18 protein-coding genes and 1 pseudogene are annotated in these 25,822 nt (G+C 73.0%); 9 read left to right on the top strand and 10 right to left on the bottom strand.

The annotated features are described in order from the left end of the window. Window positions 1-226: 226 nt before the first annotated feature. The 5 genes from OJ254_RS27115 (at window position 227) to OJ254_RS27095 (ending at window position 8,267) form a co-directional block, all read left to right on the top strand. Window positions 227-2,056 (top strand): peptide ABC transporter substrate-binding protein, encoded by a 1,830-nt coding sequence (locus OJ254_RS27115; protein ID WP_265364477.1) that lies wholly within the window; start codon window positions 227-229, stop codon window positions 2,054-2,056. Then, window positions 2,053-3,003 (top strand): ABC transporter permease, encoded by a 951-nt coding sequence (locus tag OJ254_RS27110; RefSeq protein WP_265364476.1) that lies wholly within the window; start codon window positions 2,053-2,055, stop codon window positions 3,001-3,003. The genes OJ254_RS27115 and OJ254_RS27110 overlap by 4 nt, the downstream gene beginning before the upstream one ends. Further along, window positions 3,000-3,905, top strand: coding sequence for an ABC transporter permease (locus tag OJ254_RS27105; protein WP_423835969.1), 906 nt, complete (start codon window positions 3,000-3,002; stop codon window positions 3,903-3,905). Before OJ254_RS27110 ends, OJ254_RS27105 begins: the two co-directional genes overlap by 4 nt. After that, on the top strand, window positions 3,902-5,935 hold the full coding sequence (locus OJ254_RS27100) for a dipeptide ABC transporter ATP-binding protein (RefSeq protein WP_265364475.1): 2,034 nt from the start codon (window positions 3,902-3,904) through the stop codon (window positions 5,933-5,935). The genes OJ254_RS27105 and OJ254_RS27100 overlap by 4 nt, the downstream gene beginning before the upstream one ends. Window positions 5,936-6,869: 934 nt before the next feature. Beyond that, window positions 6,870-8,267 (top strand): NADP-dependent succinic semialdehyde dehydrogenase, encoded by a 1,398-nt coding sequence (locus OJ254_RS27095; protein ID WP_265364474.1) that lies wholly within the window; start codon window positions 6,870-6,872, stop codon window positions 8,265-8,267. Between the two features lie 66 nt (window positions 8,268-8,333). On the opposite strand, the pseudogene OJ254_RS27090 reads toward OJ254_RS27095, so the two are convergent. Continuing rightward, window positions 8,334-10,471, bottom strand: a pseudogene (locus OJ254_RS27090) (SpoIIE family protein phosphatase). 253 nt (window positions 10,472-10,724) lie between these two features. Here OJ254_RS27090 and OJ254_RS27085 point away from each other — a divergent pair. Then, a complete protein-coding gene (locus OJ254_RS27085) occupies window positions 10,725-12,212 on the top strand; it encodes a glycoside hydrolase family 30 protein (RefSeq protein ID WP_341483737.1) in 1,488 nt (495 codons plus the stop codon). 44 nt (window positions 12,213-12,256) lie between these two features. Here the strand turns inward: OJ254_RS27085 and OJ254_RS27080 are convergent, their stop codons facing one another. From OJ254_RS27080 to OJ254_RS27060, 5 genes are all read right to left on the bottom strand, one after another. Continuing rightward, complete coding sequence (locus OJ254_RS27080; RefSeq protein ID WP_265364473.1) at window positions 12,257-13,483, bottom strand: metallophosphoesterase; 1,227 nt, start codon at window positions 13,481-13,483, stop codon at window positions 12,257-12,259. A 154-nt stretch (window positions 13,484-13,637) separates the two neighbouring features. Then, a complete protein-coding gene (locus OJ254_RS27075; RefSeq protein WP_265365323.1) occupies window positions 13,638-14,144 on the bottom strand; it encodes a DUF1990 family protein in 507 nt (168 codons plus the stop codon). A 73-nt stretch (window positions 14,145-14,217) separates the two neighbouring features. After that, window positions 14,218-15,096: an alpha/beta fold hydrolase gene (locus tag OJ254_RS27070; protein WP_265364472.1), complete on the bottom strand. Its 879-nt coding sequence runs from the start codon at window positions 15,094-15,096 to the stop codon at window positions 14,218-14,220. 80 nt (window positions 15,097-15,176) lie between these two features. Then, window positions 15,177-15,992 carry a crotonase/enoyl-CoA hydratase family protein gene (locus OJ254_RS27065; protein ID WP_265364471.1) on the bottom strand — a complete coding sequence of 272 codons (816 nt, stop codon included), beginning with the start codon at window positions 15,990-15,992 and terminating at the stop codon, window positions 15,177-15,179. After that, the gene (locus tag OJ254_RS27060) at window positions 15,992-17,704 is read right to left on the bottom strand and encodes an acyl-CoA dehydrogenase family protein (RefSeq protein WP_265364470.1); all 1,713 of its coding nucleotides are present in this window, start codon (window positions 17,702-17,704) and stop codon (window positions 15,992-15,994) included. The genes OJ254_RS27065 and OJ254_RS27060 overlap by 1 nt, the downstream gene beginning before the upstream one ends. A gap of 129 nt (window positions 17,705-17,833) precedes the next feature. On the opposite strand from OJ254_RS27060, the gene OJ254_RS27055 reads away from it, so the two are divergent. After that, window positions 17,834-18,604 carry a PaaX family transcriptional regulator C-terminal domain-containing protein gene (locus OJ254_RS27055; protein WP_423836041.1) on the top strand — a complete coding sequence of 257 codons (771 nt, stop codon included), beginning with the start codon at window positions 17,834-17,836 and terminating at the stop codon, window positions 18,602-18,604. Here the strand turns inward: OJ254_RS27055 and OJ254_RS27050 are convergent. The 3 genes from OJ254_RS27050 to OJ254_RS27040 form a co-directional block, all read right to left on the bottom strand. Then, window positions 18,601-19,668, bottom strand: coding sequence for a sensor histidine kinase (locus OJ254_RS27050; protein ID WP_265364468.1), 1,068 nt, complete (start codon window positions 19,666-19,668; stop codon window positions 18,601-18,603). The two genes, OJ254_RS27055 and OJ254_RS27050, sit on opposite strands and share 4 nt — an antisense overlap. Window positions 19,669-19,776: 108 nt before the next feature. Further along, window positions 19,777-21,228 (bottom strand): amino acid permease, encoded by a 1,452-nt coding sequence (locus OJ254_RS27045; RefSeq protein WP_265364467.1) that lies wholly within the window; start codon window positions 21,226-21,228, stop codon window positions 19,777-19,779. An 89-nt stretch (window positions 21,229-21,317) separates the two neighbouring features. Beyond that, entirely contained in the window at window positions 21,318-22,535 is a 1,218-nt protein-coding gene (locus OJ254_RS27040; protein WP_265364466.1) for a lactonase family protein, read from the bottom strand. A 261-nt stretch (window positions 22,536-22,796) separates the two neighbouring features. Between OJ254_RS27040 and OJ254_RS27035 the strand changes: the two genes are divergently transcribed. Continuing rightward, on the top strand, window positions 22,797-23,885 hold the full coding sequence (locus OJ254_RS27035) for a tetratricopeptide repeat protein (RefSeq protein ID WP_265364465.1): 1,089 nt from the start codon (window positions 22,797-22,799) through the stop codon (window positions 23,883-23,885). Here the strand turns inward: OJ254_RS27035 and OJ254_RS27030 are convergent. After that, the gene (locus OJ254_RS27030) at window positions 23,779-25,203 is read right to left on the bottom strand and encodes a lipase maturation factor family protein (RefSeq protein ID WP_265364464.1); all 1,425 of its coding nucleotides are present in this window, start codon (window positions 25,201-25,203) and stop codon (window positions 23,779-23,781) included. The genes OJ254_RS27035 and OJ254_RS27030 overlap by 107 nt on opposite strands. A 428-nt stretch (window positions 25,204-25,631) precedes the next feature. Between OJ254_RS27030 and OJ254_RS27025 the strand changes: the two genes are divergently transcribed. Next, window positions 25,632-25,805 (top strand): hypothetical protein, encoded by a 174-nt coding sequence (locus tag OJ254_RS27025; RefSeq protein ID WP_261957581.1) that lies wholly within the window; start codon window positions 25,632-25,634, stop codon window positions 25,803-25,805. The last annotated feature ends 17 nt before the right edge of the window (window positions 25,806-25,822 follow it).

The raw sequence follows: 25,822 nt of genomic DNA, 5'->3' as shown, positions 1-25,822 counted from the left end.
CGCAATCCCTTCGGCTCTGCACCTCTGGCTCAGTTCCTTCGGCACACTTCCTTCGTCGCCAAAGGAAGCCTCCGTCTCAACTCGCCTCCAGTAGACCGGAGTCGGACCGGTTTCGCCAGGGTCTTGACTTCTTTTCGCGGCCGTCCGTACGTTGCTCGCACTCTTCCACCGGCCTGACCTTCCCGGAGGCAGCATGGGCCTGTACAGGACACGAACTCCCCGGCCCATGAGGCGAGTTGTCCTCGTCGGTCGAGTTGTCCCCGTCGGCCGAGTTGTCCCCGGCGGCCGCGTCGGCCGAGTGCTGGCCGCGGCGCTGATCGGTGTCGCCGCCCTGGTCGGCTGCGGGCCGCCTGGCAACGTTGTCACAGAGCTGGGTGCCACCGGTGGTGTGCCCGTCGAGGGCGGGACCGCCACCATGGCGCTGCCGCCCGCCTCCACCCCCAACTGGATCTTCCCGATCGGCGCCCCCGGCTATCTGGCCTCCTACAACAGCGCCATCCAGGACCTGCTGTTCCTGCGGCTCTACCTGCCCGAGAAGAAGGGCGACGCGCTGACCCTGGACTCACCCCGCGGCCTCGCCGAAAAACCCCGCTACGGCGACGGCAACGACACCGTCACCATCACCCTGAAAAAGGGCTACCGCTGGTCCGACGGGCGCCCCGTCACCACCCGCGACGTGAAATTCTGGTTCGATCTCATCAAGGCCAACAAAGAGGAATGGGCCGGATATTCACCGAAGCTGATGCCGGACGACGTCAAGGAATTCGAGGTCCTCGACAACCAGACCTTCCGGCTCCGGCTGGACCGCGCCTACAACCCGACGTGGTTCACCGCCAACGAGCTCCAGGACTTCGTGGCCCTCCCCGTGCACGCCTGGAACCCGCGCCACGAGAACCCCCGGCGGGCCTTCGCCCGGCTGATGCGGCACGCCCGGCAGTTCTCCGCGTTCGCCACCGACCCGCTCTGGAAGACCGTCGACGGGCCCTGGCGGATCGCGAAGTGGACCACGTCCGGGCAGGTGGAGCTGATCCCCAACACCCACTACAGCGGACCGGACAAACCCCATCTCGACCGGGTCGTCCTCAAGCCCTTCACCACCGCCGACTCCGAATTCAACGTACTACGGGCCGGCGGTGTCGATTACGGCTACCTGCCGCCGTCCGTCATGGCCCAGTCGGCGAAATTCCGGGAGATGGGCTATCGCATCGACCCCTGGGAGGGCTGGGCGATCACCTATATCGTGCTCAATTACCACCACCCCACCGCCGGGCCCCTGCTGCGGCAGACCTATCTGCGCCAGGCGCTTCAGCACCTCATCGACCAGAAGGCGATCTCCCGGGTGATCTGGCACGGCAGCGCCGCGCCCACCCTCGGCCCCGTCCCGGCCGGTCTGCTCGACGCCGATCCGTACCCGTACGACCCGAAGCGGGCGAAGGCATTGCTGGCGGGCCACGGCTGGGCCGCCCGGGACGGTGTGCTGCGCTGCGTGCGGGCCGGGCGCGGCGCCGGGGCGTGCGGCGCGGGCATCGAGGAAGGGCAGGAGCTGCGGCTCTCGCTGCTCTCCCAGTCCGGCTCGACCGAGACCTCCAACACCATGCAGGTCCTCAAGTCGGAGTTCGGCAAGGCGGGCGTCGCCCTCGACGTCCGGCAGCAGCCGCTGAACACGGTCCTGGGCACCACCGTCCCCTGCAAGACCGGCGACCCGGTCTGCTCCGCCTGGCAGCTCGGCTTCTTCGGCACCCAGGGCAGCTGGTACTTCCCGCCCGACCCCAGCGGGGAGCAGATCTTCGCCAGCAACGCGCCGTCCAACATGGGCAGTTGGTCCGACCCGCGGACCGACGAACTGATCCGGGCCACCGAGTACTCCGACGATCCCGCCGCGCTGCGCGCCTACGGACGCGAGGTCGCCCGCCGCCTCCCGGTCCTGTGGACCCCCAACCCCGCCTACCAGGTCTCCGCCCTCCGCAACGACCTGCGCGGCGTCGAGCAGAACCCCACGCTGTCGCTGACCCCGCAGGACTGGTACTACGTTAAGAAGGGCGGTGCCGGCCGGTGATCCGCTTCCTGGCCAAGCGCCTCGCCCAGGCCCTGGTCGTCCTGCTGCTGGTCTCCGTCATCGTCTTCGTCCTGCTGCACCTGCTCCCCGGCGGCCCGGCCCGCGCCATCCTCGGCGTGCAGGCCACCCCGCAGGCCGTCGCGCACTTCAACCACCAGCAGGGATACGACCGTTCACTGCCCCAGCAGTACCTGATGTACCTCGGCCGGCTGCTCGCCGGCGACCTGGGGGAGTCCTACAAGCTCAACCAGAGCGTCGGCTCGCTGCTCACCGAACGGCTCCCCAGGACCGCCCTGCTGGCCGGGCTGTCGCTGGCGCTGGCCGCCGTCCTGGCCGTACCGCTCGGCATCCTCCAGGCGGTGCGCCGCGGCCGCGCCGCCGACCACGTCCTCACCGGTCTGGCCTTCCTCGCCTACGCCACCCCGGTCTTCTTCCTCGGGCTGGTCCTCGTCCTGGTCTTCAGCCAGCAACTGCCCCTGCTGCCCGCCGAGGCGCCGCAGGCCGACACGGTCGGCGGGATCCTCGCCGAGCCGGCCGGCCTGGTCCTGCCGGTCGTGACCACCGCCCTGGGAATCATCGCCGCCTTCAGCCGCTATCTGCGCTCCGCGGTCCTCGACAACCTCGGCGAGGACTACGTCCGCACCGCCCGCGCCAAGGGCCAGTCCGGCGCCCGGGTGCTGGTCCGGCACGTGCTGCGCAATGCGCTCATCCCGCTGGTCACCCTCCTCGGCCTCTACCTGCCGACCCTCTTCAGCGGCACCCTCGTCGTCGAGTCGATGTTCAACTACCCGGGCATGGGGCTGCTGTTCTGGAACGCGGCACAGGGCTCGGACTTCCCCGTGCTGCTGGGCGTGACCCTCGTCGTGGGCGTCGCCACCGTCCTCGGCTCCCTGCTCGCCGACGTCGCCTACGCCGTCCTCGACCCGCGCATCAGGAGCGTGCCGTGACGCCCACCGCCCCCGCACCGCAGGACGCCGCGCCCGCCGTCCCCGGGCCGGTCCACCGCGTCCTGACCGGCTTCCGCCGCAACAAGCTCGCCCTGACCGGCGCCCTGATCCTGCTGGCCCTGCTCGCCTTCTGCTTCCTCGGCCCGCTGCTCCACCCCACCGACCAGATCCACACCGACCTCACCCAGGCCAACCGCGCCCCCGGCGCCGGCCACCCGCTCGGCACCACCGACCTCGGCTACGACCTGCTCGGCCGGCTGATGTACGGCGGCCGCACCTCCCTGGAGGTCGGACTGGCGGCCGGCCTGCTCGCCACCCTCGTCGGCACCGTCTACGGTGCGGTCGCCGGCTACTTCGGCGGCTGGCTGGACGCCGTGATGATGCGGGTCACCGACGCCGCGCTCGCCATCCCGGCGCTCTTCCTCCTCGTCGTGGTCGCCACCCTCGTCACCCCCAGCAAGCCCGTCCTCATCCTGGTCATCGCCTCCGTCGCCTGGCTCTCCCCGGCCCGGCTGCTGCGCGGCGAGGCGCTGGCGCTGCGCAGCCGGGACTACGTCCACGCGATGCGGCTGATGGGCGGCGGCGGGACCCGGGCGGTGTTCCGGCACATCCTGCCCAACGCCCTGGGAACCGTCGTCGTCAACGCCACCTTCCAGATCGCCGACGCCATCCTCTACGTCGCCTACCTCTCCTTCCTCGGCCTCTCCCTGCCGCCGCCCGCCGCCGACTGGGGCTCGCTGCTCTCCGCCGGCATCACCTACACCCAGGTCGGCCACTGGTGGCTGATCTTCCCGCCGGGCATCGCGATCGTGCTGGTCGTGGCGGCCTTCAACTTCCTCGGCGACGGACTGCGGGACGCCTTCGACGTACGGCTCGACACCGGACGGGGCAGCCACCGATGACCGAACCCCTGCTGCGCATCGACGACCTGCACGTGGACATCGCCACCCGCGACCGGACCGTGCACGCCCTCGACGGCATCGACCTCGACCTCGCCCCCGGCGAAGCGCTCGGCCTGGTCGGCGAGTCCGGCTGCGGCAAGACCCTCACCGCCCTCTCCGTCCTCGGGCTGCTCCCCGCGGGCGGCCGGATCACCCGCGGACGCATCCTCTTCCACGGCACGGACCTGGCCGCCGCTCCCGAACCCGTCCTGCGCGACGTCCGCGGCCACACCGTCGGCATGGTCTTCCAGGACCCGCTGACCTCGCTCAACCCCACCATGACCATCGGCGCCCAGGTCGCCGAACCGCTCCGCCTGCACACCCGGCTGACCAGGACCGAGGCCCGCGCCAAGGCCGAGGAGATGCTCGGCCTGGTCGGCCTGCCCCGCCCCGCCGAGCGGATGACCCACTATCCGCACCAGCTCAGCGGCGGCATGCGGCAACGCGTCGCGATCGCCATGGCCCTGGTCTGCGAACCGGACCTGCTGATCGCCGACGAGCCCACCACCGCCCTCGACGTCACCACCCAGCACCAGATCCTGGAACTCGTCGACGCACTGCGCGCCCGGCTCGGCATGGCACTGATCCTCGTCACCCACGACCTCGGGGTGATCGCCCGCCGGGTGGACCGGGTCGCGGTGATGTACGGCGGCCGGATCGCCGAACGCGCCCCCGTACGACCGCTGTTCGCCGCCCCGCGGCACCGCTACACCCAGGCCCTCTTCGCCGCCCTCCCGGAACACGCCCCCGACCCCGCGCGCCCGCTCGCCACCGTCCCCGGCCTCCCGCCGGTCCTCACCACCCGCCCCACCGGCTGCCGCTTCGCGCCCCGCTGCGGCTTCGCCACCGACCTCTGCCGCACCGCCGAACCGGAGCTCACCGACGGGCCCGACGGCGGCCGGCCGGCCGACCGCAGCGCGCACGCCTTCGCCTGCTTCCACCCGGCCGGCCCGGCCCCCGGCGCCGACCCGGTCGCCGAGGTACGCCCGCCCGCCCCCGCCCCCGCCACGGCCCCGCCCTGCACCGACGCACCGCTGCTCCGCCTCACCGACCTGGCCAAGAGCTACCCGCTGCACGGCGGCCCGTTCGCCCGCCGCCGGGGCGCCGCCGAGATCAGCGCGGTGGCCGGGATCTCGCTCACCGTCCGGCGCGGCGAGACCTTCGGCATCGTCGGCGAATCCGGCTGCGGCAAATCCACCCTCGGCCGGCTGGCGGTCGGCCTGGAGGCGCCCACCACCGGCACCGTCGAGATCGCCGGGCGCGACCTGGCCACGCTCCGGGGCGGCGAGCTGCGCGCCCACCGGCGCGAGGTCCAGCTGATGTTCCAGGACTCGGCCGCGGCCATGGACCCCCGGATGCGGGTCGGCGCCGTACTGACCGAACCCCTGGTCATCCAGGGCATCGGCGACCGGGCCGCCCGGCAGCGACGGATCGCCGGGCTCCTGGACGACGTCGGGCTGCCGCGCGGCGCCGTGGACCGCTACCCGCACGAATTCTCCGGCGGCCAGCGCCAGCGCCTCGGGCTGGCCCGCGCCCTGGCGCTCGCCCCCTCCCTCGTGGTCGCCGACGAACCGGTCTCCGCGCTCGACGTCTCCGTCCAGGCCCAGATCCTCAACCTGATGCGCGCCCTGCAGCGGGAGAAGGGCCTCAGCTACCTCTTCATATCGCACGACCTGGCGGTGGTGCGGCACGTCGCGGACCGGGTCGGCGTGATGTACCTCGGCAAACTCGTCGAGACCGGCCCCGCGGAGGCGGTCTTCGACCGCCCGCTCCACCCCTACACGCGCGGGCTGCTGGACACGGTCCGCCCGTCCGACCCCGCCTCCCGCCCCCTCGGCGGCGAGACCCCGTCGGCCGCGTCCCCGCCGTCGGGATGCCGGTTCCGCACACGGTGCGCTTTCGCGACGGACCGGTGTGCGGCGGAGCCGCCACCGGCGGTGGAGGCCGGCGCGGGGCACCGCGCCTCCTGCCACTTTCCGCTTCGCGGCTGATCCCCACGTACCCGTCCGCTGCGCTTTGCGGTGCCGCCCACGTACCTGGCTGTCCCGCCGCGGGGCTCGCTCGCCGTTGCGCTTTGCGGCGCCCCGCACGTACCTTGCCGTCCCGCCGCGGGTCTTGCTCGCCGTGGCGCCTGCGGCGGGCTGGGTGGTTGTTGGGTGCGGTGACGGACCTCCGGGGCCGGTTGTGTGGACTGCTGACGCTTTACGTCCACACAACCGGCCCCTCCGGCCCGTCCCCTCCCGTGAGAGGGGAAGTGAAGGCCGGTGGGGGTGCACGTAATGCCCACGTGCCCGCAGGCAACGGATAGGGCACGCCCCCAACCAGCTCTTACCTCCCCCTCACGGGAGGGGCTGGACCGGAGGACGAAGTCTGGAGGGCCGGCACCGCACCCGAAAACACCACGCCCGCCGCCAGGCGCAACGGCGAGACGACCCGCGGCGGGAGAGACGGGTACGTGCGGGGCGCCGCAAAGCGCGCAACGGCGAGAAAGCCCCGCGGCGGGACGGCGAGGTACGTGCGGGGCGCCGCAAAGCGCACAACGGTGAGCAACCCCGACGGCGGAGCAGCCAGGTACGTGGGAAGCCGGCCAAGCGCAGCGGAACGTGCGGGGAGCCCATGTACCGGCCAGACTCGGGTACGGGGACCCTGAGGAACAAAACCTCTCATTGGAGGCCCGCCGTGCAGCGGCAACCGCATCCGCGCCGTGAGCGCACGCTCGACCGCGATCCGGAGCCCACGCGGCCGCCGGATCCGGGAGGCCCGCCGCCGAATCCCACCCCCGACCCGCTTCCCGGACCGCCGACCCCGCCCGGGCCACCGGACCCCATCCCTCCGGAACCGTCGCCGATACCGCGTCCGCCCGGACCCGACCCGGTCCCGGATCCGTCCCCCGCTCCCTCACCGCTTTCCTAGGAGGTGCTGACCATGGCCATCGCCACGGTCAACCCGGCCACCGGCGAGACCCTGAAGACCTTCGACGCGCTCAACGCGGGCGAGATCGAGGATCGCCTGGTCAGGGCGGAGCAGGCGTTCCAGATCCACCGCACCACCAGCTTCGCCCGCCGTACGGAACTGCTGCTCAAGGCCGCCGACCTGCTGGAGGCCGATCAGGACGGCATCGCCCGCACGATGACCACCGAGATGGGAAAACCGCTGGTCCAGGCCCGTGCGGAGGCCGCGAAGTGCGTCAAGACCATGCGCTGGTACGCCCGCAACGCCGAGGGGCTGCTGGCCGACGAGCACCCCGACCCGGCGGACGTCGGTGACTCCGGGGCGATGCGTGCCGTGGTCCGCTACCGGCCCCTCGGCCCGGTCCTCGCGGTGATGCCGTGGAACTTCCCGCTCTGGCAGGTCGTACGGTTCGCCGCCCCGGCGCTGATGGCGGGCAACACCGGGCTGCTCAAGCACGCCTCGAACGTGCCGCAGACCGCCCTCTACCTGGAGGAGCTGTTCCGTCGCGCCGGGTATCCCGAGGGCTGTTTCGAGACCCTGCTGATCGGCTCCGGCGCCGTCGAGGAGATCCTGCGTGACCCGCGGGTGGCCGCCGCGACGCTGACCGGCAGCGAGCTGGCCGGGCGTTCGGTGGCGTCCATCGCCGGTGACGAGGTCAAGAAGACCGTGCTGGAGCTCGGCGGCAGCGACCCGTTCGTGGTGCTGCCCTCCGCCGACCTCGACAAGGCCGCCAAGGTCGCGGTGACCGCCCGGGTGCAGAACAACGGGCAGTCCTGCATCGCGGCCAAGCGGTTCATCGTGCACAACGACGTCTACGACGCCTTCAGTGAGCGGTTCACCGAGCGGATGGCGGCGCTGACCGTCGGCGACCCGATGGACGAGAACACCGACGTCGGACCGCTCTCCAGCGAGCAGGGCCGCTCCGACCTGGAGGAACTCGTCGACGACGCGGTCCACCAGGGTGCGACCGCGCTGTGCGGCGGCCGGCGGCCGCCCGAGCACCGGGCCGGCTGGTTCTACGAGCCCACGGTCCTGGCGGGCATCACCCCGAGCATGCGTATCCACCATGAGGAGGCGTTCGGCCCGGTCGCCACGCTCTACCGGGTCGCCGACCTCGACGAGGCGATCGAACTCGCCAACGACACCCCGTTCGGGCTGAGTTCCAATGCCTGGACCCGCGACCCCGACGAACAGGCCCGGCTGGCCCGGGACATCCAGGCCGGCGGTCTGTACTTCAACGGCATGACCGCCTCCCACCCCGGCCTCCCGTTCGGCGGCGCCAAGCGGTCCGGCTACGGGCGGGAACTGTCCGGCCACGGCATCAAGGAGTTCTGCAACATGACGACGCTCTGGTACGGCCCCGAGGGGTGAGTGCCCCGGAAGGGGCGTCAGGGGCGGCTCCGGCCGGCGCGCACATCGGTGCCGGACGGGGCCGCGTCACCGCCCCGGGCCGGCCGGCACCAGGAACTCGCACCACAGCGCCTTGCCGTTGCCCCGCGGCTCCGCGCCCCAGCGCTCCGCCAGTGCCTCGACCAGCAGCAGGCCCCGGCCCGACGTCGCGGTCTCGCCGGGGCTGCGGCGGCGCGGCCACTGGCTGGAGCGGTCCTCGACCTCCAGCCGGATCCGGTGCGGGGCACCGGGCAGGAGTTCCACGGTGACCAGCGCGCCGCTCTCGGTGTGCGTCAGCGCGTTGGCGATCAGTTCCGAGGCCGCCACCTCGATGTCGTGCAGGACGGCGCCCGCCCGCCACTGGTCGAGCGTGCGGCGCAGCGCCGAGCGGACCTCGCCGGTGCCCGACGGATCGGCCTGGTGGACGTGGAGCCGCAGCCGCGGTGTGGTCGCGGCCCCCGGGCCCGGCTCCCGACGCAGCAGCAGGAGGGCCATGTCGTCCTCCGAGCCGGGGTCGGCCCACAGCTGGGCCGACAGGTGGTCGGCCAGCTCCTCCAGGTCCGCGGGCCCGGTGCGGACCGCCTCGGACAGCGCCTCGATCCCGGCCGAGATGCCCCGGCCGGGCTGCTCGACCAGGCCGTCGGTGCACAGCAGCAGCGTCGAGCCGGGCTCCAGGAAGAGCTGGGTCTCCGGGAAGTGGTCCGGCCCGAAGTGGGTGGCCGGCCCCAGCGGCAGCCCGCCGCGGACCTCCGGCCAGTCGATGTGCCGGGAGGTGTTGCTGATCAGCGGGCCGAGATGGCCGGCCCGCGCCACGTGCAGCGCCCCCGACTCCAGGTCGGCCTGCACGTACGTGCAGGTGGCGAACCGTTCGGTGTCCAGTTCGGCCAGGAAACGCGAGGCCCGCACGAGCACGGTCTCCGGGGCGTGCCCCTCGCTGGCGTACGCGCGCAGCGCGATCCGCAGCTGGCCCATCACGGCGGCGGCGTGCGTGTCGTGTCCCTGGACGTCGCCGACGACGAGCCCGGTGCGGCCCTGGGGCAGCGCGATCACGTCGTACCAGTCGCCGCCGACGTCCCGGCCGACGCTCGCCGGGTGGTAGCGGACGGTGACCGCGCCGCCCGCGAGGGGCGGCAGCCGGCGCGGCAGCATCGTCGCCTGCAGCCCGGTCGCGAGCTCCCGCTCCTGGTCGAACAGGGTCGCCCGCTGCACCGACTGCGCCACCACGCCGGCCAGCGCCAGCGCCAGGTTCCGGGCCTCCGGCGACTGCACCGCCGGCTCGGCGTTGAACAGCCCCAGCGCCCCGATCACGGTGTTCTGGGCGACCAGCGGCAGGAAGGCCGAGCTGCCCGCCGGCAGCAGGTCCGTGTACGGGCGCAGCCGCGGGTAGCGGGCGATCAGCTCGCCGCGGGTGCCGAGGAAGGCGGGCCGCCGCAGGCGCGCCGCGTCGGACAGCGGCAGGGTGTCGTCCAGCCGCGTGCTCATCATGTCGTCGGGGACCTCGCCCAGCATCCCGGCGGCCGCGATGACCTCGAACCGCTCGTTCGCGGCCAGGCCGAGCACCAGCCCGTCCGCCCGAACCGCCGCGCGCCGCCGGTACCGGTCAGCACCCGCGTCACGTCCCGTACGGACAGCGCCCGGGACAGCGCGGCGGTGGTCTGCTGCACCATCACGGTCTGCCGCTGCCGGTCCTGCTGCAGCGAGCGCAGCAGCGCGGAGTCCGCCAGCTCGCCGGTGGCCTCCCGGACGATGCCGATGACCCGGTACGGCGTGCCCTCCGGGTCGTGCAGGATCCGCCCCTGCGAGTGCGTCCAGCGCCGCGTGCCGTCCCGGCACCGGACCCGGAAGTACGCGCCGTACGACGAGTGGCCGTCCTGGAGCGCCTGCGAGAGCGCCTCGTCCAGGCGCAGCCCCTCCTCCGGCGGCACCCGTGCCACCAGGGACAGCGGGGCGCCGTCGTATTCCTCCGGGCGCAGGTCGAAGACGTCCAGGGCGCCGGGGTCCAGGTCCATGAACCCGCGGTCCAGGTCCCAGTCGAAGGTGCCCATCCGGTTGAGCGAGAGCCGCTCGCGCAGCCCGATCGGCTCGTGCCGCGAGACGCCGGGGGCCTCCTCCTCGACCCGCCGCCAGTCCCGGTCGGTCCGGGGGTCGTAGCCCTCGTCGGCCGGTCCGGCCGGCCGGGCCGTCATCGGATGCCCCACCTCGTGGCCCGGGGGCGCGCGACGTGTGGGCTCACCATGCGAACACCTTAGGCGGGGCCCGCGCACCCCGCATTTCCGGCCGGTTCCGCACGTGCGGGAAGCGCGGGCGGGCGCGCCCCGCCCCCCGTACAACTCCCCTCGTCCCCACGGTCCTTGACGCAGGACGTTCACCTCCCGAACCATGGGACCGGGCAGCCATCAGGCGTACGCCTGACTGCCCGCGGCACAGGAAGGCCCGGCCATGGGATCGCGAGCCGTACGAGCGCGACGCCTCCGGCGCGTCCTGGCCACGTCCGCGGCCGGGGTGGCCGGCCTCGTGGTGCTGTGGGCGGCCGGTGGGGCACCGATGCCCCGGGGCCCCGCGGGCCCGGCGCCGCACCGGATGCAGGTCTATCTCACCACCACTTCCGACCCAGGCGGCCGGCACGTCGTCCAGGGCCTGCGGCGGCAGGCACCGCTCACCTTCCGGCCGGGCCGCGGCGGCACCCTCACCGTCGACCCGTCCCGGACCTACCAGCGGTTCGAGGGCGGCGGCGCCTCGTTCACCGACACCGCCGCCTGGCTGATGAACAGCAGCGGCGCGCTCAGCGACGGGGCCCGCGCGACGGTCCTGCGCAAGCTCTTCGACCCGGACGACGGCATCGGCCTGGGCTTCCTCCGCAATCCGATGGGCGCCTCGGACCTCGCCCGCTCCGGCTACACCTACGACGACCTGCCCGCCGGCCGGACCGACCCGGACCTCCGGCACTTCTCGGTCGCCCACGACCTCGCCGATGTCCTGCCGCTGACCGCCCGGGCCCGCCGGCTCAACCCGGCGCTGAAGGTGATGGCCACGCCCTGGACCGCGCCCGCCTGGATGAAGGACAACGGCCGGCTCGACCAGGGCCGGCTGCGGCCGGAGTACTACGCCGGCTACGCCCGCTACTTCGTGGAGTACCTCCGCGCCTACCGCGACCACGGGGTGCCGGTCGACTATGTCTCCGTCCAGAACGAGCCCACCTGCTGCGCCGGTTACCCGTCCATGCGGTGGACCGGCGCCGACCTCGCCCGCTTCACCAAGCGCGACCTGCTGCCCGCGCTGCGCCGGGCCCAGCTCCCCACCAAGGTCCTCGCCCTGGACTGGAACTGGGACCGCTACGACGCGTTCGCCCGACCCACCGTCGACGATCCGGCCGTCCGCCGCCACCCCAACTTCGGCGGGCTGGCCTGGCACGGCTACGCGGGCGCGGTCACCCGGCAGACCCGGGTGCACGACCGCTACCCGGGCCTGGCCGTCCACGACACCGAGCACTCCGGCGGCCGGTGGATCGCCGACCAGCAGAAGCAGGACATGCACGACCTCATCGACTACACCCGCAACTGGGGCAGCAGCTGGACGAAGTGGTCGCTCGCCGTGGACCAGAACAACGGTCCCCATCAGGGCGGTTGCTCCGACTGCAGCGGGCTGGTCACCGTTCACCACGGCGATAACCGCAGCGGCCGGGTCGACTACACCGTCGAGTACTACACGATGGGCCACCTCACCAAGTTCGTGCAACCCGGCGCCCGCCGCATCGCCTCCACCGGCCCGGCCGCCCTCCCCAACGTCGCCTGGCGCAACCCCGACGGCTCCGCCGTCCTGATCGTCTACAACGACACCCGCACCGCCCGGCCAGCCGGTATCAACTGGGCGCACCGGCACACCCGTTACGTCCTCCCTCCCGGCGCCTCGGCCACCTTCACCTGGTAGAGGGCCGGGAAGGGTTCAGTCGTCCTCGGTACCGGAGCCCGCGGTCAGGCGTGCGCCGCCGTCGGCGCGGCGACCGGGCGGGTGTGGTGGGTGCGGTGCGCCAGGGTGGCCTTGCGGGTGGCCACGTCGACGGTGTACGCGTCGATCGTCAGCCGCGCGCCGGACACCTTCAGCAGCATGAAGCCGTGGTCGGAGAAGTTCTGCCAGGCCGCCGGGTTGGCGAAGTGGGCCTTGCCGTCCTCCGTCTTGGCGGACGCCCCGCACACCACCTGGCGGGTGCCGCCGGTGCGCGCGGTCGGCTCCAGGATCTGCAGGGTGTGGTCGTGCCCGGACAGGATCAGATCGGCCCGGCCGCACACCACCTTCTCGTACATGTCCTTGAGGTGGACGCCGCTGGTGTAGTTCCCGATCTCGAAACCGTCGTACGAACCGGCGCTGCCGTGCTTGCCGTTGTTGAGGTACGGGTGGTGGCCGATCACCACCTTCCAGCGTGCCCGGGAGGTCCGCAGCGCCTCGTCCAGCCAGCTGCGCTGGGCGCGCATGTACGGGCCGTCCCAGCGGTAGTACGGGTCGAGCTGGGCGACGTACGACGACCAGGGGATGGTGTCGATGGCGAAGAACTCCACCAGCGGGTCGGCGGCGGGCAGCGGCACGCGGTAGTAACGGGAGGGCATGTACCAGCGCTTGGACGTCCTGGCGTAGGAGACCTCGCGGTCGCCGCGCGAGGGGTCGCCGCCGCTGCCGGGTATCAGCCCCGAGCAGTCGTGGTTGCCCAGCACCATCAGCCAGGGCACGTCGATGCCGTTGTTCGGCTTCTCGAACTTGTCCTGGAACTCGGAGTCGTGGTCGGACTCCGGCCCGTTCTCGTAGATGTTGTCGCCGAGCCCGACGGCCAGGCCGACCCCCTCGCCGCGGCAGATGTCGCGCGCGGCGGCCGCCACCGCGTACTGCGCCTCGTCCCCGGTCCCGGCGTCTCCGGTCACCAGGATCGCGAACTCGCCCTTTCCGTTGGGCCGTTCGGGGAACGGAAAGGCTCCCGGCGCGCCGAGGCGGGGCGCGGCCGAGGCGGGGGACTGGGCCGGGGAGGGCAGTACCGCCAGCGCGGCACCGGCCATCGCGCCGCCCAGCAGCGTCCGCCGGTTCACCCACTGCGGCACCCGGCCCGTCGTCGGCACCGGCGCCGCCCCGGCGCCCGCCGCCTCCGCGCCGACCCGCAGCCACTCCCGCTCGGTCATGTCCGCCTGCGGCGGGATCAGTTCGTCTTCACACATGCCTGGTTTTTCTCACGGCCGGCAGGGGTGATGGTGACGAAAAGATGAAGCGGAGGTGGACGTATGGCGATCAGCGACGCTTTTGCTACGCGTCGGTAACTACCCGTCCCCGTACGGCATCAGGCGGTGAGAAAAGCGGACGCGGTGCCCCCCGTCAGGCGTTCGCGAGCCGTCGCAGGGTGCGGCCGAGGCGGCGGAGGTAGGCCCGCTGGAACACCGGGACGAGCGGGCCGGCGAGCCGGGTGAGGGGCTGCGCGGGGCGGCTGAACGCGGTCACCGTGAACCACACCGTGCCGTCGGCGCGCAGTTCGGCCAGGAACGCCTCCTCGCCGCACTCGGGGTGCCCCTCCCGGGTCCCGTACGCGAAGCCGATCCGGTCCGCCTCGTCCGCCGTCCACACCACCCGGCAGGGCGCCCGCAGTCGCAGCGGGCCGACGCCCAGGGAGACCTCCACGGCCACGCCCGGGGCGGCCCGCGGGGCGTCGGACCGGATGCCGGTGCCGGCCGCCCGGTGCATCCGGAAGGTGGTGAGGGCCTCGCCCGCCGCGGTGAGCACCGCGCGGCCCCGGCCGATCGGCAGCTCCTCGTGGAGGTGGTGGTAGCCGGGCGGCAGCGGTGAACGGGCGGTGCCGCCCACCTCGGGGTAGGTGAGGTCGGTCAGTTCGGTCATGAACGGCGACGCTACGCGGGGCGCCGCAGGTGATCAACAACGCCCGGTGGACCTCACCAGTCGATCAGCCGGCCGCCGGGAGCTGGGCCCGTCCCGCCCGGCCGAGGAACGCCGCCACGGTCCGGACGAAGAAGTCCGGGTCGTCGAGCCAGGGGAAGTGGCCGGCGCCCGGCTGGACGGTCAGCTCGGCGGTGGGGAGCAATCCGGCGATGTCGGCGGCGACCCGGGGCAGCGGGGCGCCGTCCAGCTCGCCGGCCAGGAACAGCACCGGCGCCCGCAGCGCGGCGAGGGCGGCACGGGTGGCGGCCGGCTCGAAGGCGCCGGCCGACGCATAGCGCTCCGCGGCCTCGTCGTTGGTCTGCGCCACCTCGCCCGCCGCGTGCGCCCGCGCGGCCGCGTCCCACCGGCCGTAGAAGAACGGCGTGGCGGCGTCCCACTGCGCGTCGGTCGCGGTACCGGCCCAGATGGCCTCGAAGGCCTCGCGCGCGGACTCGTACCACGGTTCGGCCTTCCGCAGCGCGGCGGCCTCCAGGCGGTGCTCGGTGGTGAAGTCGACGCCGAGCGCCCGGCCCCGTGCGTGGACCAGCACCAGCGCACCGATCCGCTCGGGATACCGCGCCGCGTAGGAGAGGGCCAGGTCGCCGGCGGCCGAGTGCGCCAGCAGCTCGACCCGTTCCAGGCCGAGGTGCCGGCGCCATGCCTCGACGTCGTCGACCAGCCGGTCGCAGCGGTAGCCGGCCGGGTCGGCCGGGACGCCGGAGTCGCCGGTGCCGCGCAGGTCGAGCAGCACCAGTTGCCGGTGCGCCGACAACCCGCCCAGGTCACCGAGGTAGGCGGAGGCCCGCATCGGGCCTCCGGGCAGGCAGAGCAACGGTTCTCCCGCACCCAGCACGTGATGGCTGAGCTCGGTCCCGTCGGGTGCGGTGAAGGTGGCGTCAGGCATGCCGTCATCCTCCCGGCCATGGAACGATCACGACAAGGGAGTTACGCGAGTGACGGTCCGGAGCCGCCGGGCCCTCCCGGTCACCCGGGCCCGCCCGTCTCCCCGAGGGCGCCCGGTCCCGTCGCGTCTCCCGTCTCCCCGGCCGGTACGCCGTGCCGTCCGGCGCCCGCGGCGAACCGCGCCGCGCCCTCCAGCCCCTCGGCCAGCACCGCCTGCCCGTAACGGAGTTCAGCGGCCATCGCGGCCTCCTCGTCCCGGCCCTCCTGGTCCAGCAGGGACGCCCGGTCGCTGCGCAGACACGCCTGCGGGAAGCGGGCGAGCTCCGCGGCCAGCGCCTCCGCCTCCGCGCGCGCCGTGCCGGTCGGCACCACGCGGTTGGCCAGCCCGATCGCCAGCGCCTCCGCGGCCGGCACCGGCCGGCCGGTCAGGACCAGGTCCATGGCCCGGCTCGCCCCGATCAGCCGGGGCAGCCGCACCGTACCGCCGTCGATCAGCGGCACGCCCCACCGCCGGCAGAACACCCCGAAGACCGCGTCCTCCTCGGCCACCCGCAGATCGCACCAGAGCGCCAGCTCCAGCCCGCCGGCCACCGCATGGCCCGTCACCGCCGCGATCACCGGCTTGCTCAGCCGCAGCCGGGTCGGCCCCATCGGCCCGTCGCCGTCCGCCGCCACGCGATTGCCCCGCTCGGTGCCCACCTCCTTCAGGTCGGCGCCCGAGCAGAACGTCCCGCCCGCACCCCACAGCACCGCCGCCCGTGCCCCGTCGTCCGCCTCGAACTCCCGGAAGGCAGCGGCGAGTTGGCGTGCGGTGGCGCCGTCCACGGCGTTGCGGCGGTCCGGCCGCGACAGCACCACCGTCGTCACCGGCCCGGCGCGCTCCACCCGTACGGACATCAGACCGCGCCCCCGACGGCCGCGACCCCGGCCGCCGTGCGCTCGGCCGCCCCGCCCCTGGTCGCCGCGTCCGGCGTCCACGGCCGGACCCGTTCGAGGATCGCCGTCAGACCGGCGCCGGGCGGCAGCGTGCCGTACGCATGCCCCCACTCGCCGCCGAGCCGCGTCGCGCAGAACGCGTCGGCCAGCGCCGGATCGCTGTGCCGGACCAGCAGCGAACCCTGGAGCACCAGCGCCATCCGTTCCGCCAGCGCACGCGCCATCAGCTGCGCCCGCTCCGGGTTGGAGAGTTCACCGGTCAGCTTGCGCAGCCCGGCCACCGCCGCGTCCAGCCGCCGGTCGGCGCCCGCCGCCTGCTCCACCTCGGCGAAGAACGCGTCCAGCGCGGCCGGTTCCCGGCCCAGCGCCCGCAGCACGTCGAGCGCGGCGACGTTGCCCGAGCCCTCCCAGATGGACAGCAGCGGCGCCTCCCGGTAGAGGCGCGGCATACCGGAGTCCTCGACGTAGCCGTTGCCGCCCAGGCACTCCAGGGCCTCCGCGGCGTGCGCGCTGCCGCGCTTGCACACCCAGTACTTGCCGGCCGCCAGCGCCAGCCGGCGCAGCGCCGCCTCCTGCGCGTCCCCGGCCTGCGCCCCGTCCACCGCCGCCGCCAGCCGCAGGCCCAGCAGCGTCGCCGCCTCCGACTCGATCGCCAGGTCCGCGAGCACCGAGCGCATCAGCGGCTGCCGGTCCAGCTCCCGCCCGAACGCCCGCCGGTGCGCGGTGTGGTGCAGCGCCTGCCGCAGCCCCGCCCGCATCCCGGCCGCCGAGCCGAGCACACAGTCCAGCCGGGTCATGTTCACCATCTCGACGATGGTCCGCACCCCGCGGCCCGGCTCGCCGACCGGCCAGGCCACCGCCTGCTCGTACTCGATCTCGGACGACGCGTTGGAGCGGTTGCCCAGCTTGTCCTTCAGGCGCATCAGCCGCATCCCGTTGAGCGCGCCGTCCGGCAGCACCCGCGGTACGAGGAAGCAGCCGAGCCCCTCCTCGGTCTGCGCCAGCGCCAGGAACAGATCGCTCATCGGCGCCGAGGTGAACCACTTGTGGCCGGTGAGGCGGTACGTGCCGTCGCCGGCCGGCACCGCCCGCGTGGTGTTGGCCCGCACGTCGGAGCCGCCCTGCTTCTCCGTCATCGACATGCCCGCGATCAGGCCCGACTTGGTGAGCGGGGCGCGCAGCCCGAAGTCGTACGAACGGGCGGCCAGCAGCGGCTCGTACCGCGCGGCGAGCTCCGGCGCGGCGCGCAGCGCGGGCACCGCGGCGTACGTCATCGAGATCGGGCAGCCGTGCCCCGGCTCGGCCTGCGACCACACGTAGAACTTCGCGGCCCGCACCAGATGCGCCCCCGGGCGGTCGTCGGTCCACGGCGCGGCGTGCAGGCCCTGCTCCACCGCCACGGTCATCAGCTGGTGCCAGGCGGGATGGAACTCGACCTCGTCGACGCGGTGCCCGAACCGGTCGTGGGTGTGCAGCCGGGGCGGCTGCTGCTCCGCCCAGCGGGCCTGGTCCTGCACCGCCGCCGAACCGGCCAGCGACCCGAGCGCGGTCACCTCCGGCTCGCCCCACGCGGCGCCGTACCGCCGCAGCGCCTCCCGCAGGGCCGGCTCGTCCGCCGTACTGAACCCGGTCAGCGGCGGGGCCTGATTCACGACTTCATGGGTGACGGTCATACCCTCGACATTACAGATTCCGAACACCCGAGAGAAGTATGTAATACCGGCCGGGGCGTCGGCCACCGGCCACCGGGCCGCCGACCGCCGCCCCGTAAAATCCAGCCACCCATGAACCCCCAGCCACCCATGAACGACGACGGCCCCACCCCCCTCGACCGGCTGCGGCCGCTCACCGCCCGCTCCATCGTGCTGAGCACCCTCCTCGGCCACCATCCGCCCCGCCTGCCCGCCCGCGCCCTGGTACGGGTCGGCGAGCTCTTCGGCGTCGCCGAGGGCACCGTCCGGGTCGCCCTGTCCCGCATGGTCGCCGCCGGTGACCTGCGGCAGACCGGCGGCACCTATGCCCTCACCAGCCGCCTCCTGGCCCGCCAGGCCCGCCAGGACGAGAGCCGCACCCCGCCCACCCGCCGCTGGCACGGGGACTGGGAGATCGCCGTCGTCACCACGGCCGAACGCCGCCCCGCCGCGGAACGCACCGCGCTCCGGCAGGCCATGGCGGGCCTCCGGCTGGCCGAACTCCGCGAGGGCAGCTGGCTGCGTCCGGCCAACCTCGACCGGCCCCGCCCGGCGGTCGTCACCGAGCAGTGCACCTGGTTCACCGGCACCCCGGACGACGACCCGGCCGCCCTCGCCGCCCGGCTCTGGGACCTCGACGCCTGGGCGGCCCACGCCCGCGCCCTGATGGCCGCGCTGGACCGCGCAGACGCCCTCGCCGACCGCTTCACCATCGCCGCGGCCGCCCTGCGCCACCTCCTCGCCGACCCCCTCCTCCCCGGCGCCCTGCTCCCCCCGGACTGGCCCGGCACCCCGCTCCGCACCCACTACGCCCGCTTCGAAGCGGACCTCCGGGAAGCGCTCCGTCCGTACGTGTCCGATGAGGGGGGAGAGACCTCCTAGGAGGCGGGCAGTTCGATCCGCAGGGTCAGGCCGCCGCCCTCGCGGGGTTCCGTCGTGATGGTGCCGTCGTGCGCGCGGACGACCGAGCGGACGATGGACAGGCCCAGGCCGACGCCCTTGTCGCTGCCGGTGCGCTCGGTGCGCAGCCGGCGGAACGGCTCGAAGAGATTCTCCACCTCATAGGCGGGGACCACCGGCCCGGTGTTGGTGACCACCAGCACCGCACACCCCGGCTGCGGCTCCGTACTCACCTCCACCCACCCCTCGGGCACGTTGTAGCGCACCGCGTTCTGCACCAGATTCAGCGCGATCCGCTCCAGCAGCACACCATTGCCCTGCACGAAGACCTGCTGCCGCACCCCCCGCAGCACCACACCCTTGGCCTGCGCCTCCTCACGGATCTGGTCCACGGCCTGCGCGGCGACCTCCGACAGATCCACCGGCTTCTTGTCCACGACCTTGTTCTCACTGCGCGCCAGCAGCAACAACCCCTCCACCAACTGCTCACTGCGCTCATTGGTGGCCAGCAGCGTCTTGCCCAGCTGCGCCAGCTCCGGCGAGGCGTCCGGATCGGCCAGCTGCACCTCCAGCAGCGTCCGGTTGATCGCCAACGGCGTCCGCAGCTCGTGCGAGGCATTGGCCACGAACCGCCGCTGCGACTCGAACGCCCGGTCCAGCCGGTCCAGCATCTCGTCGAAGGTGTCCGCCAGCTCCTTGAGCTCGTCGTCCGGACCCCCCAACTCGATCCGCCGGTGCAGATCCGACCCCGCCACCCGCTGCGCGGTCCGCGTGATCCGCCCCAACGGCGACAGCACCCGCCCCGCCATCGCATAACCGAACGCGAACGCCACCACCGTCAACCCCAGCAACGCCAGCAACGAACGGTGCACGAAGCGGTCCAGCGTCAGCGCGCCGTGCGCCCGGAGGCAGTCACCGATCAGTGCGGCGATCACGACCCCGGCCACCAGGAACATCCCGCCGTACAGCAGCGTCAGCCGTACCCGGATCGTCGGCCGCAACCACGGCACCGGCCGACGGGGGTGCTCGGCGGCGGGTGCGCGCACGACTGGTCCTCCCTCAGATGCCCCACGGCGCGGGGCAGTTGCCTTCTCGCCCCCATCCTGCGCAAATGAGTGGTAAACCGGCCGTAAGGAAGGAATCCCGTTCGCAGGTCAGGCGGCGTCCCGCGTCCCCCGGCGGCGGCGGACTTCGTAGGCGGTGAGGACCACGGCGACCGTCAGCAGGCTGAGCCAGAACTGGGGGCGGGTGGTGGGGAGGAACGCCATGGTGAGGATCACCAGGCTGAGCAGGGCGACCGTGAGGCGACTGAGCCAGGGGAAGAGCCACATCTTCAGGGTGAGGCGGGACGGCTCGGTGCGTTCCAGGGTGCGGCGCAGGCGGAGCTGGGCCACGGCGATCGCCAGATAGACGAACAGGGCGATGGCGCCGTAGGAGTTGATCAGGAACGTGAAGACGACATCGGGGGAGATCCACGCGGCGATCACCGACAGGTAGCCGACCGAGGTGCCGGCGAGCAGCGCCCGGCGGGGCACCCCGCTCGCGCTGACCTTGCTCATGCCGCGGGGCGCGTCCCCGTTGCGGGTGAGGGCGAACAGCATCCGGGAGGACGTGTAGAGCGCGGAGTTGAGGCAGGAGAGCACGGCGACGAGGACCACGGCGTTCATGACCGTGCCGGCCGCCGGCACCGCGAGCCGGTCCAGCACCGCCGCGTAGGGACTGACCTCGATCGCCTTCGAGGTCCACGGCACCACCGCCACCACCAGGAAGACCGACAGGACGTAGAACGCCACCACCCGCAGGACGATCGAACGGATCGCGTCCGCCACCGCCCGCTCCGGCTCGACCGACTCAGCCGCCGCGATGGTCACGATCTCCGCGCCGGTGAAGAAGCCGATGCAGGGCACCACGGCGGTCAGTACCGCGCCGAGCCCTGCCGGGGCGAACCCGCCGTGCGAGGTGAGCAGGGCCAGCCCGCCGTGCGCGTGCGGCCAGAGCCCCAGTACGTACAGCGCGCCGAGGAAGAGGAAGACGACGATCGCGAGGATCTTGACGGACGAGAACCAGTACTCGAACTCCCCGTAGGAGCGCGCCGACACCATGTTGGTGGCGGTCAGCAGCGCCATCAGGACCAGGCTGATCGCCCACAACGGCGCGCCGGGCAGCCAGAGTTGGACGATGCGGCCGCCCGCCACCGCCTCCACGGCGACCACGATCACGAAGAAGTACCAGTACAGCCAGCCGACGGCGAACCCGGCACGCGGTCCCAGGGTCTCGCGGACATGGGCGTAGAAGGACCCCAGTGCGGGGCGGGCCACGGTCATCTCGGCCAGCATCCGCATGATCAGTACGGTCAGGGTGCCGGCCGCCAGGAAGGAGAGCACGGCGGCCGGGCCGGTGGACCGGATGACGACCCCGCTGCCCACGAACAGCCCGGCGCCGATGACCCCGCCCAGCGCGATCAACTGCATGTGGCGGCGCTTGAGGGTGTGCCGGAGACCGCTTCGTTCCGTCTGCTCCGTCTGCTCGGTCCGGTCCGTCCGGTCTGCCTGTTCCGCCGGGGCGGTGTGCGGTGTCGCTTTCCCCGCTGCTGCCTTCGCGCTCATGGGGGGCGACGCTAATCGGCCAACCCTGCGGGGCTGTTGCCGCGGTGTTTCGGAGCGGGCGGACGAGAGCGCGGGGCGGGGCCGGGCGTTCAGAGGGGGAGGGCGCAGACGGGGAGGGGCGCGGCGAAGGGTTCTCCTACGGGGGTCAGGGTCCCGGTGCGGGCCGTGACGGAGAAGACCGTGACCGTGCCGGACTTCTGGTTGGCCGCGAAGAGCCACCGCTCGTCCGGGGAGAAGGCGATCTGCCGGGGGAAGTCGCCGCCCACCGGCACGGTGTCCAGCAGCACGAGCCGCGCGCCGCCCGACGTGATGGCGTAACGGGTGAGGCTGTTGTGGCCGCGATTGGCGAGGAACGCGTAGCGCCCGTTGGCGGTGACCAGGATCTGGGCCGGATAGCTGGTGCCGGGGCCGGTCCCGGTGGACTGCGGTGCGCCGGGTGTCAGCCGTCCGGTCCGGCGGTCGTAGCCGCAGACCACCACCGTGTTGTCCACTTCGTTGGCCAGATAGGCGAAGTCGCCGGTGGGGTGGAAGGTGAGATGCCGCGGGCCGGCGCCGGGGCGCAGGGACGCCGCCGACACCTGGGTCAGTTTTCCGGCCGTGGGGTCGAGCCGGTAGCTGTAGACGGTGTCGTTGCCGAGGTCGACGGCGAGGACGTGGCGGCCGTCGGGGCTGGTGATGATCTGGTGGGCGTGCGGTCCGTCCTGGCCGGGGCCGGGCGGGGGAGCGCTGTGGGTGACCAGGTCCGTGCGCGCGCCGAGGGCTCCGGTGGCCCGGTCGATCGGGTGGACGGCCACGCTGCCCGAGAGGTAATTGGCGCTCAGCAGCCAGCGCCCGCCGGGGTGCACCGACAGATGGCAGGGGCCGGCCCCGCCGGTGGACCGGGCGCCCAGCACGGTGGGCGGGCCGTCCGGGGCGAGCGCGAGGGCGGTCACCTGGCCGTCCTGCTGCTCGTCGACCGCGTAGAGGGTGCGGCCGGACGGGGCGAGGGCGAGGTAGGAGGGGTCGGGGACGCCGGTGACCACGCCGGTGGCGGTGATCCCGCCGGTCGAGGTGTCGTACGTGGCCAGGCCGATGCCGGTGCCGCCGCCCTCCTTCGAGGTGTAGGTGCCCAGGAAGAGCGGGCGGGGGCCGTGCGGACGGCGGGCGGCCGGGCGTCCGGCCCGGGCGGGCGCCGCGTCGCCGACGGTCAGCACCCCCGCACCGGCGGCCGCGGCCACCCCCGCCGCCACGGTGCCGAGGAACCGGCGGCGGCCGATCCCGGGTCCGGCCGCCGCCCCCGTACGCGAATCCGTGCGCGCTTCCGTCATGGGAGCAGGGTGGCCCGCCCCGCCCGCGTCGGCAAGAGCTGCAACCCGAATTGCGCAGGGTGCAACGGCAGGGGATCGCATGCGCGGCTTGCCCCGTCAGGGTTCGACCCTGAGGAACCCCTACATCCCCAAGATGACCAAGCACCCCTTGCGTAGCACTCCAGTTGTACGGAAGGACCCATACGTGGGTTGATTCGCCGGACCCCCGATCGCTCGTACTTTCGTGATCAAGCACGGAAATGATCGAGAGGTCCCGGATTGATGTACGGCAAGGCGTTCGCACCGGAATATCAGGGCGAGCTGGGCGCGGCACTGGGCGTGAATTCGTCCTACGAAGAGGTGCTGGCCACGGCGAGCCGGGCGCGCGCCGAGGCGGGCACGGCGCTGGAGCGGGCCCGGGCCGGGCTCGCGGTCGCCGAGGCCAACCGGCGGCTCGGCCGGGTCGATGAGGCCAACGACGCCTGGCGGGAGAGCTACCGCAGTGCCCGGAGCGCGGGTGACGCCGGCGCCATGGCCTGGGCGCTGTGGAGCGGCGGCACGCTGGCCCGCCAGTGCGGCACGCTGCCGCTGGCCCGCCGGCTGCTCACCCACGCCGTCGCGCTGGCCGACCGCGGCGGCGACCGCCTCGCGCACGGCTACGCGCTCGCCGGACTCGCCGAGACCGGCCGCATACAAGGCGATTACGCCGCGGTCGCCGAGCTCCACGAGCAGCTGCTCGCCCAGGCGCGGGCGCACGGCGAGACCCGGCACACGGTCTGGGCGATGTCCGGCATCGCCCAGATGCACCGCAACACCGGCGACCACGACAAGGCCCTGGAGCTCTTCGAGGAGTCCGCCCGGATAGCCGAGGAGGGCGATGACGCGCGGGGCCGCGCCTGGTCGCTGCGGGGGGTCGCCGATGTGCTGTCGGTGCGGGGCGAGACCGAGCGGGCGCTCACGCTGCTGTCCGAGGCGGAGGCGGTCTGCCGCCGGATGGACCTGGCCAGCGCGCTCGCCTACAACCACAAGATGCGCGGCAACGTGCTGTACCGCGCGGGCCGTTACGCCGCGGCCCGGGACACCTACACCCTCTCGCTGGGGGAGTTCCGCGCGATGCAGGAGCCGCGCGGGGAGGCGCTGTCCCGGCTGGGGCTGGCCAAGTCCCGCGCCCGGCTCGGCCGCGACCTGGACGAGACGCTGGCCGAACTCACCGTGCTGGAGAAGGAGTTCGCCCGCATAGGGCTGCGCCATGCGCGCGCCATGGTCATCGCCTTCCGGACAGAGCTGACCGCCCGATCGGCGCCAGGAACTCCCGCTCCTCGGTCCGATGCCACCACGCTCCGGTCTCCCGCAGTTCCCGCCAGGTCGTGAAGCGGTAGCGGAAGACCCGGGCCCGGATCCGGGCCGGCGGCAGGTCGGGGAACGGATTGGTGCGCAGCAGCCGCAGGGTGTCCCGGTCGTTCTCCAGCAGCCGCGCCACGAGCGGTACGAACCAGGACCGTGCGTAGGCCGGGGACAGCGCGGCGAACCACATCAGCCAGTCCAGCCGCAGGTGATACGGCGCGAACTGGCGCGGCACCCGGCGCACGTCGCCCGGCTTGCCGTGGAACTCGTACGCCTGCCAGGTGGTCCCGGGCCCGGTCACCGCGTCCGCGGTGCCCTCGATGACGATCTCCCGGCGCACCCGGGTGATGCTGCCGAAGGCGCCGTAGGAGTTGACCAGGTGCAGCGCCTCGTAGGAGGTGTTCATCATCTGCTGCCGGGTGAGCAGGTTGCGGGCCGGGCGGTAGCTGAGCCAGGCGACGCCGGCGGTGGCGATCAGGACCAGGACCTCGAACCACAGCGGAGGGGCGGGCAGCGGCGCATCGGGCCGCGCCCACAGGGGGGCGGCGACGGACGCGGCGAGCGCGATGGTGACCCAGTTCAGCCAGGCGAAGTTGCCGGACAGCACCAGCCACAGCTGGGTGACGACCATCGCGGCGGCGGCCCAGCCGGCGATCGGCTGCGGGGTGAACAGCAGGACGGGCAGGCCGAGTTGGGCGAAATGGTTGGCGGCCACCTCGACCTTGTGCAGGGGCTTGGGCAGATGGTGGAAGAACCAGCTCAGCGGGCCGGGCATCGGCTGGGTCTCGTGGTGGTAGTAGAGGCAGGTCAGGTCCCGCCAGCAGCGGTCACCGCGCATCTTGATCAGGCCTGCGCCGAATTCCACCCGGAACAGCACCCAGCGCAGCAGCCACATGATCAGCACCGGCGGTGCGGTGTCGGCGTTGCCGAGGAACACCGCCAGGGAGCCCGACTCCAGCAGCAGCGATTCCCAGCCGAAGCTGTACCAGGTCTGCCCGACGTTCACGATGGACAGGTACAGCGCCCAGAGCACGGCCCACAGCACCATCGACGCCCAGAGCGGCACGGCGTCCGCGACCCCCGCCGCCACCGCCGCCGACAGCACCATCCCGCACCGGCACCAGCCCGCGAAGAGGCGGTCCGAGTAGCGCCAGTGGAACACCGAGGGCGCCGCGCGGAACGGCACCCGTGCCACGTACTCGGGCACCGGCAGCATCCCGCGCGCCCCCATGAGCGCCCGGAACTGCCGAAGCGCCGCGAGGAACGCGAGCAGGTAGAGAACGGCCAGCAGCCGCTGGAAGACCAGCCGGCCGAGCCAGTAACCGGAATCCGAGAACCATGCCACCCGCCCATGGGTAGCACTGCCGCCGCGCACCCGGGAACACTCCGTCCGCGCGGTCTCTCGGCAGTCACTCTCCAGCGTACGGATCGGGGCAAATGCAGCAACCTGGGAGCCATTCGGGTGTATGAGGTGCATCACATTTCCGTGGCGTCATCCCCTTGTCCCGAGGGCGTCGTCCCGATTTCCCAAGGGCGCCGTCCCGTTTTCCCAACGGGGTGCTCTTCCCGCCTTCCGGCGACATGACCATCTCGCCGGAAAACGTCGAGCGCGGCGCGAGTGCCGTAGTTACCCTGAGGGTCGACGGACGACCTATCTGGGAGACGCCAACACCATTGGCCCGTCGCGGGAACGCCACAAACCTTGGTCGACTTCCCGCTCTGTGAAGCGAGGCGCCACCGCGTCGGACCAATACCTCGATGAAGGAGTGCGTGGTGGCTGTGCACAAGGTTCAACCCAAGCAACCCCGGCTGAAGCGGGCGGGCGAGCGACCAGGTCGGATCAAGGAAGTCCGTAACCTCGAAGTCTGGGACCGCTGCGGGCCGGTGCGGCTGGCCGGCTGTGACGACGATCCCGGCGAGCCGCACATCTTCCGCGGCATCGACTGACCGCTCGGACGTCGGCC

Source organism: Streptomyces endophytica (assembly GCF_026153355.1).
In the GTDB taxonomy this organism is placed as follows: Bacteria; Actinomycetota; Actinomycetes; order Streptomycetales; family Streptomycetaceae; genus Streptomyces; species Streptomyces endophytica.
The sequence above is the reverse complement of the archived record's forward strand: the minus strand, read 5'-3'. Positions and strand labels throughout refer to the sequence as shown.

Bases quoted from the DNA above. Each gene is read 5' to 3' on its own strand.
- OJ254_RS27115 (WP_265364477.1), top strand. From the start codon at position 227: ATGAGGCGAGTTGTCCTCGTCGGTCGAGTTGTCCCCGTCGGCCGAGTT.
- OJ254_RS27100 (WP_265364475.1), top strand. From the start codon at position 3,902: ATGACCGAACCCCTGCTGCGCATCGACGACCTGCACGTGGACATCGCC.
- OJ254_RS27095 (WP_265364474.1), top strand. From the start codon at position 6,870: ATGGCCATCGCCACGGTCAACCCGGCCACCGGCGAGACCCTGAAGACC.
- OJ254_RS27085 (WP_341483737.1), top strand. From the start codon at position 10,725: ATGGGATCGCGAGCCGTACGAGCGCGACGCCTCCGGCGCGTCCTGGCC.
- OJ254_RS27080 (WP_265364473.1), bottom strand. From the start codon at position 13,483: ATGTGTGAAGACGAACTGATCCCGCCGCAGGCGGACATGACCGAGCGG.
- OJ254_RS27070 (WP_265364472.1), bottom strand. From the start codon at position 15,096: ATGCCTGACGCCACCTTCACCGCACCCGACGGGACCGAGCTCAGCCAT.
- OJ254_RS27065 (WP_265364471.1), bottom strand. From the start codon at position 15,992: ATGTCCGTACGGGTGGAGCGCGCCGGGCCGGTGACGACGGTGGTGCTG.
- OJ254_RS27060 (WP_265364470.1), bottom strand. From the start codon at position 17,704: ATGACCGTCACCCATGAAGTCGTGAATCAGGCCCCGCCGCTGACCGGG.
- OJ254_RS27055 (WP_423836041.1), top strand. From the start codon at position 17,834: ATGAACGACGACGGCCCCACCCCCCTCGACCGGCTGCGGCCGCTCACC.
- OJ254_RS27045 (WP_265364467.1), bottom strand. From the start codon at position 21,228: ATGAGCGCGAAGGCAGCAGCGGGGAAAGCGACACCGCACACCGCCCCG.
- OJ254_RS27040 (WP_265364466.1), bottom strand. From the start codon at position 22,535: ATGACGGAAGCGCGCACGGATTCGCGTACGGGGGCGGCGGCCGGACCC.
- OJ254_RS27035 (WP_265364465.1), top strand. From the start codon at position 22,797: ATGTACGGCAAGGCGTTCGCACCGGAATATCAGGGCGAGCTGGGCGCG.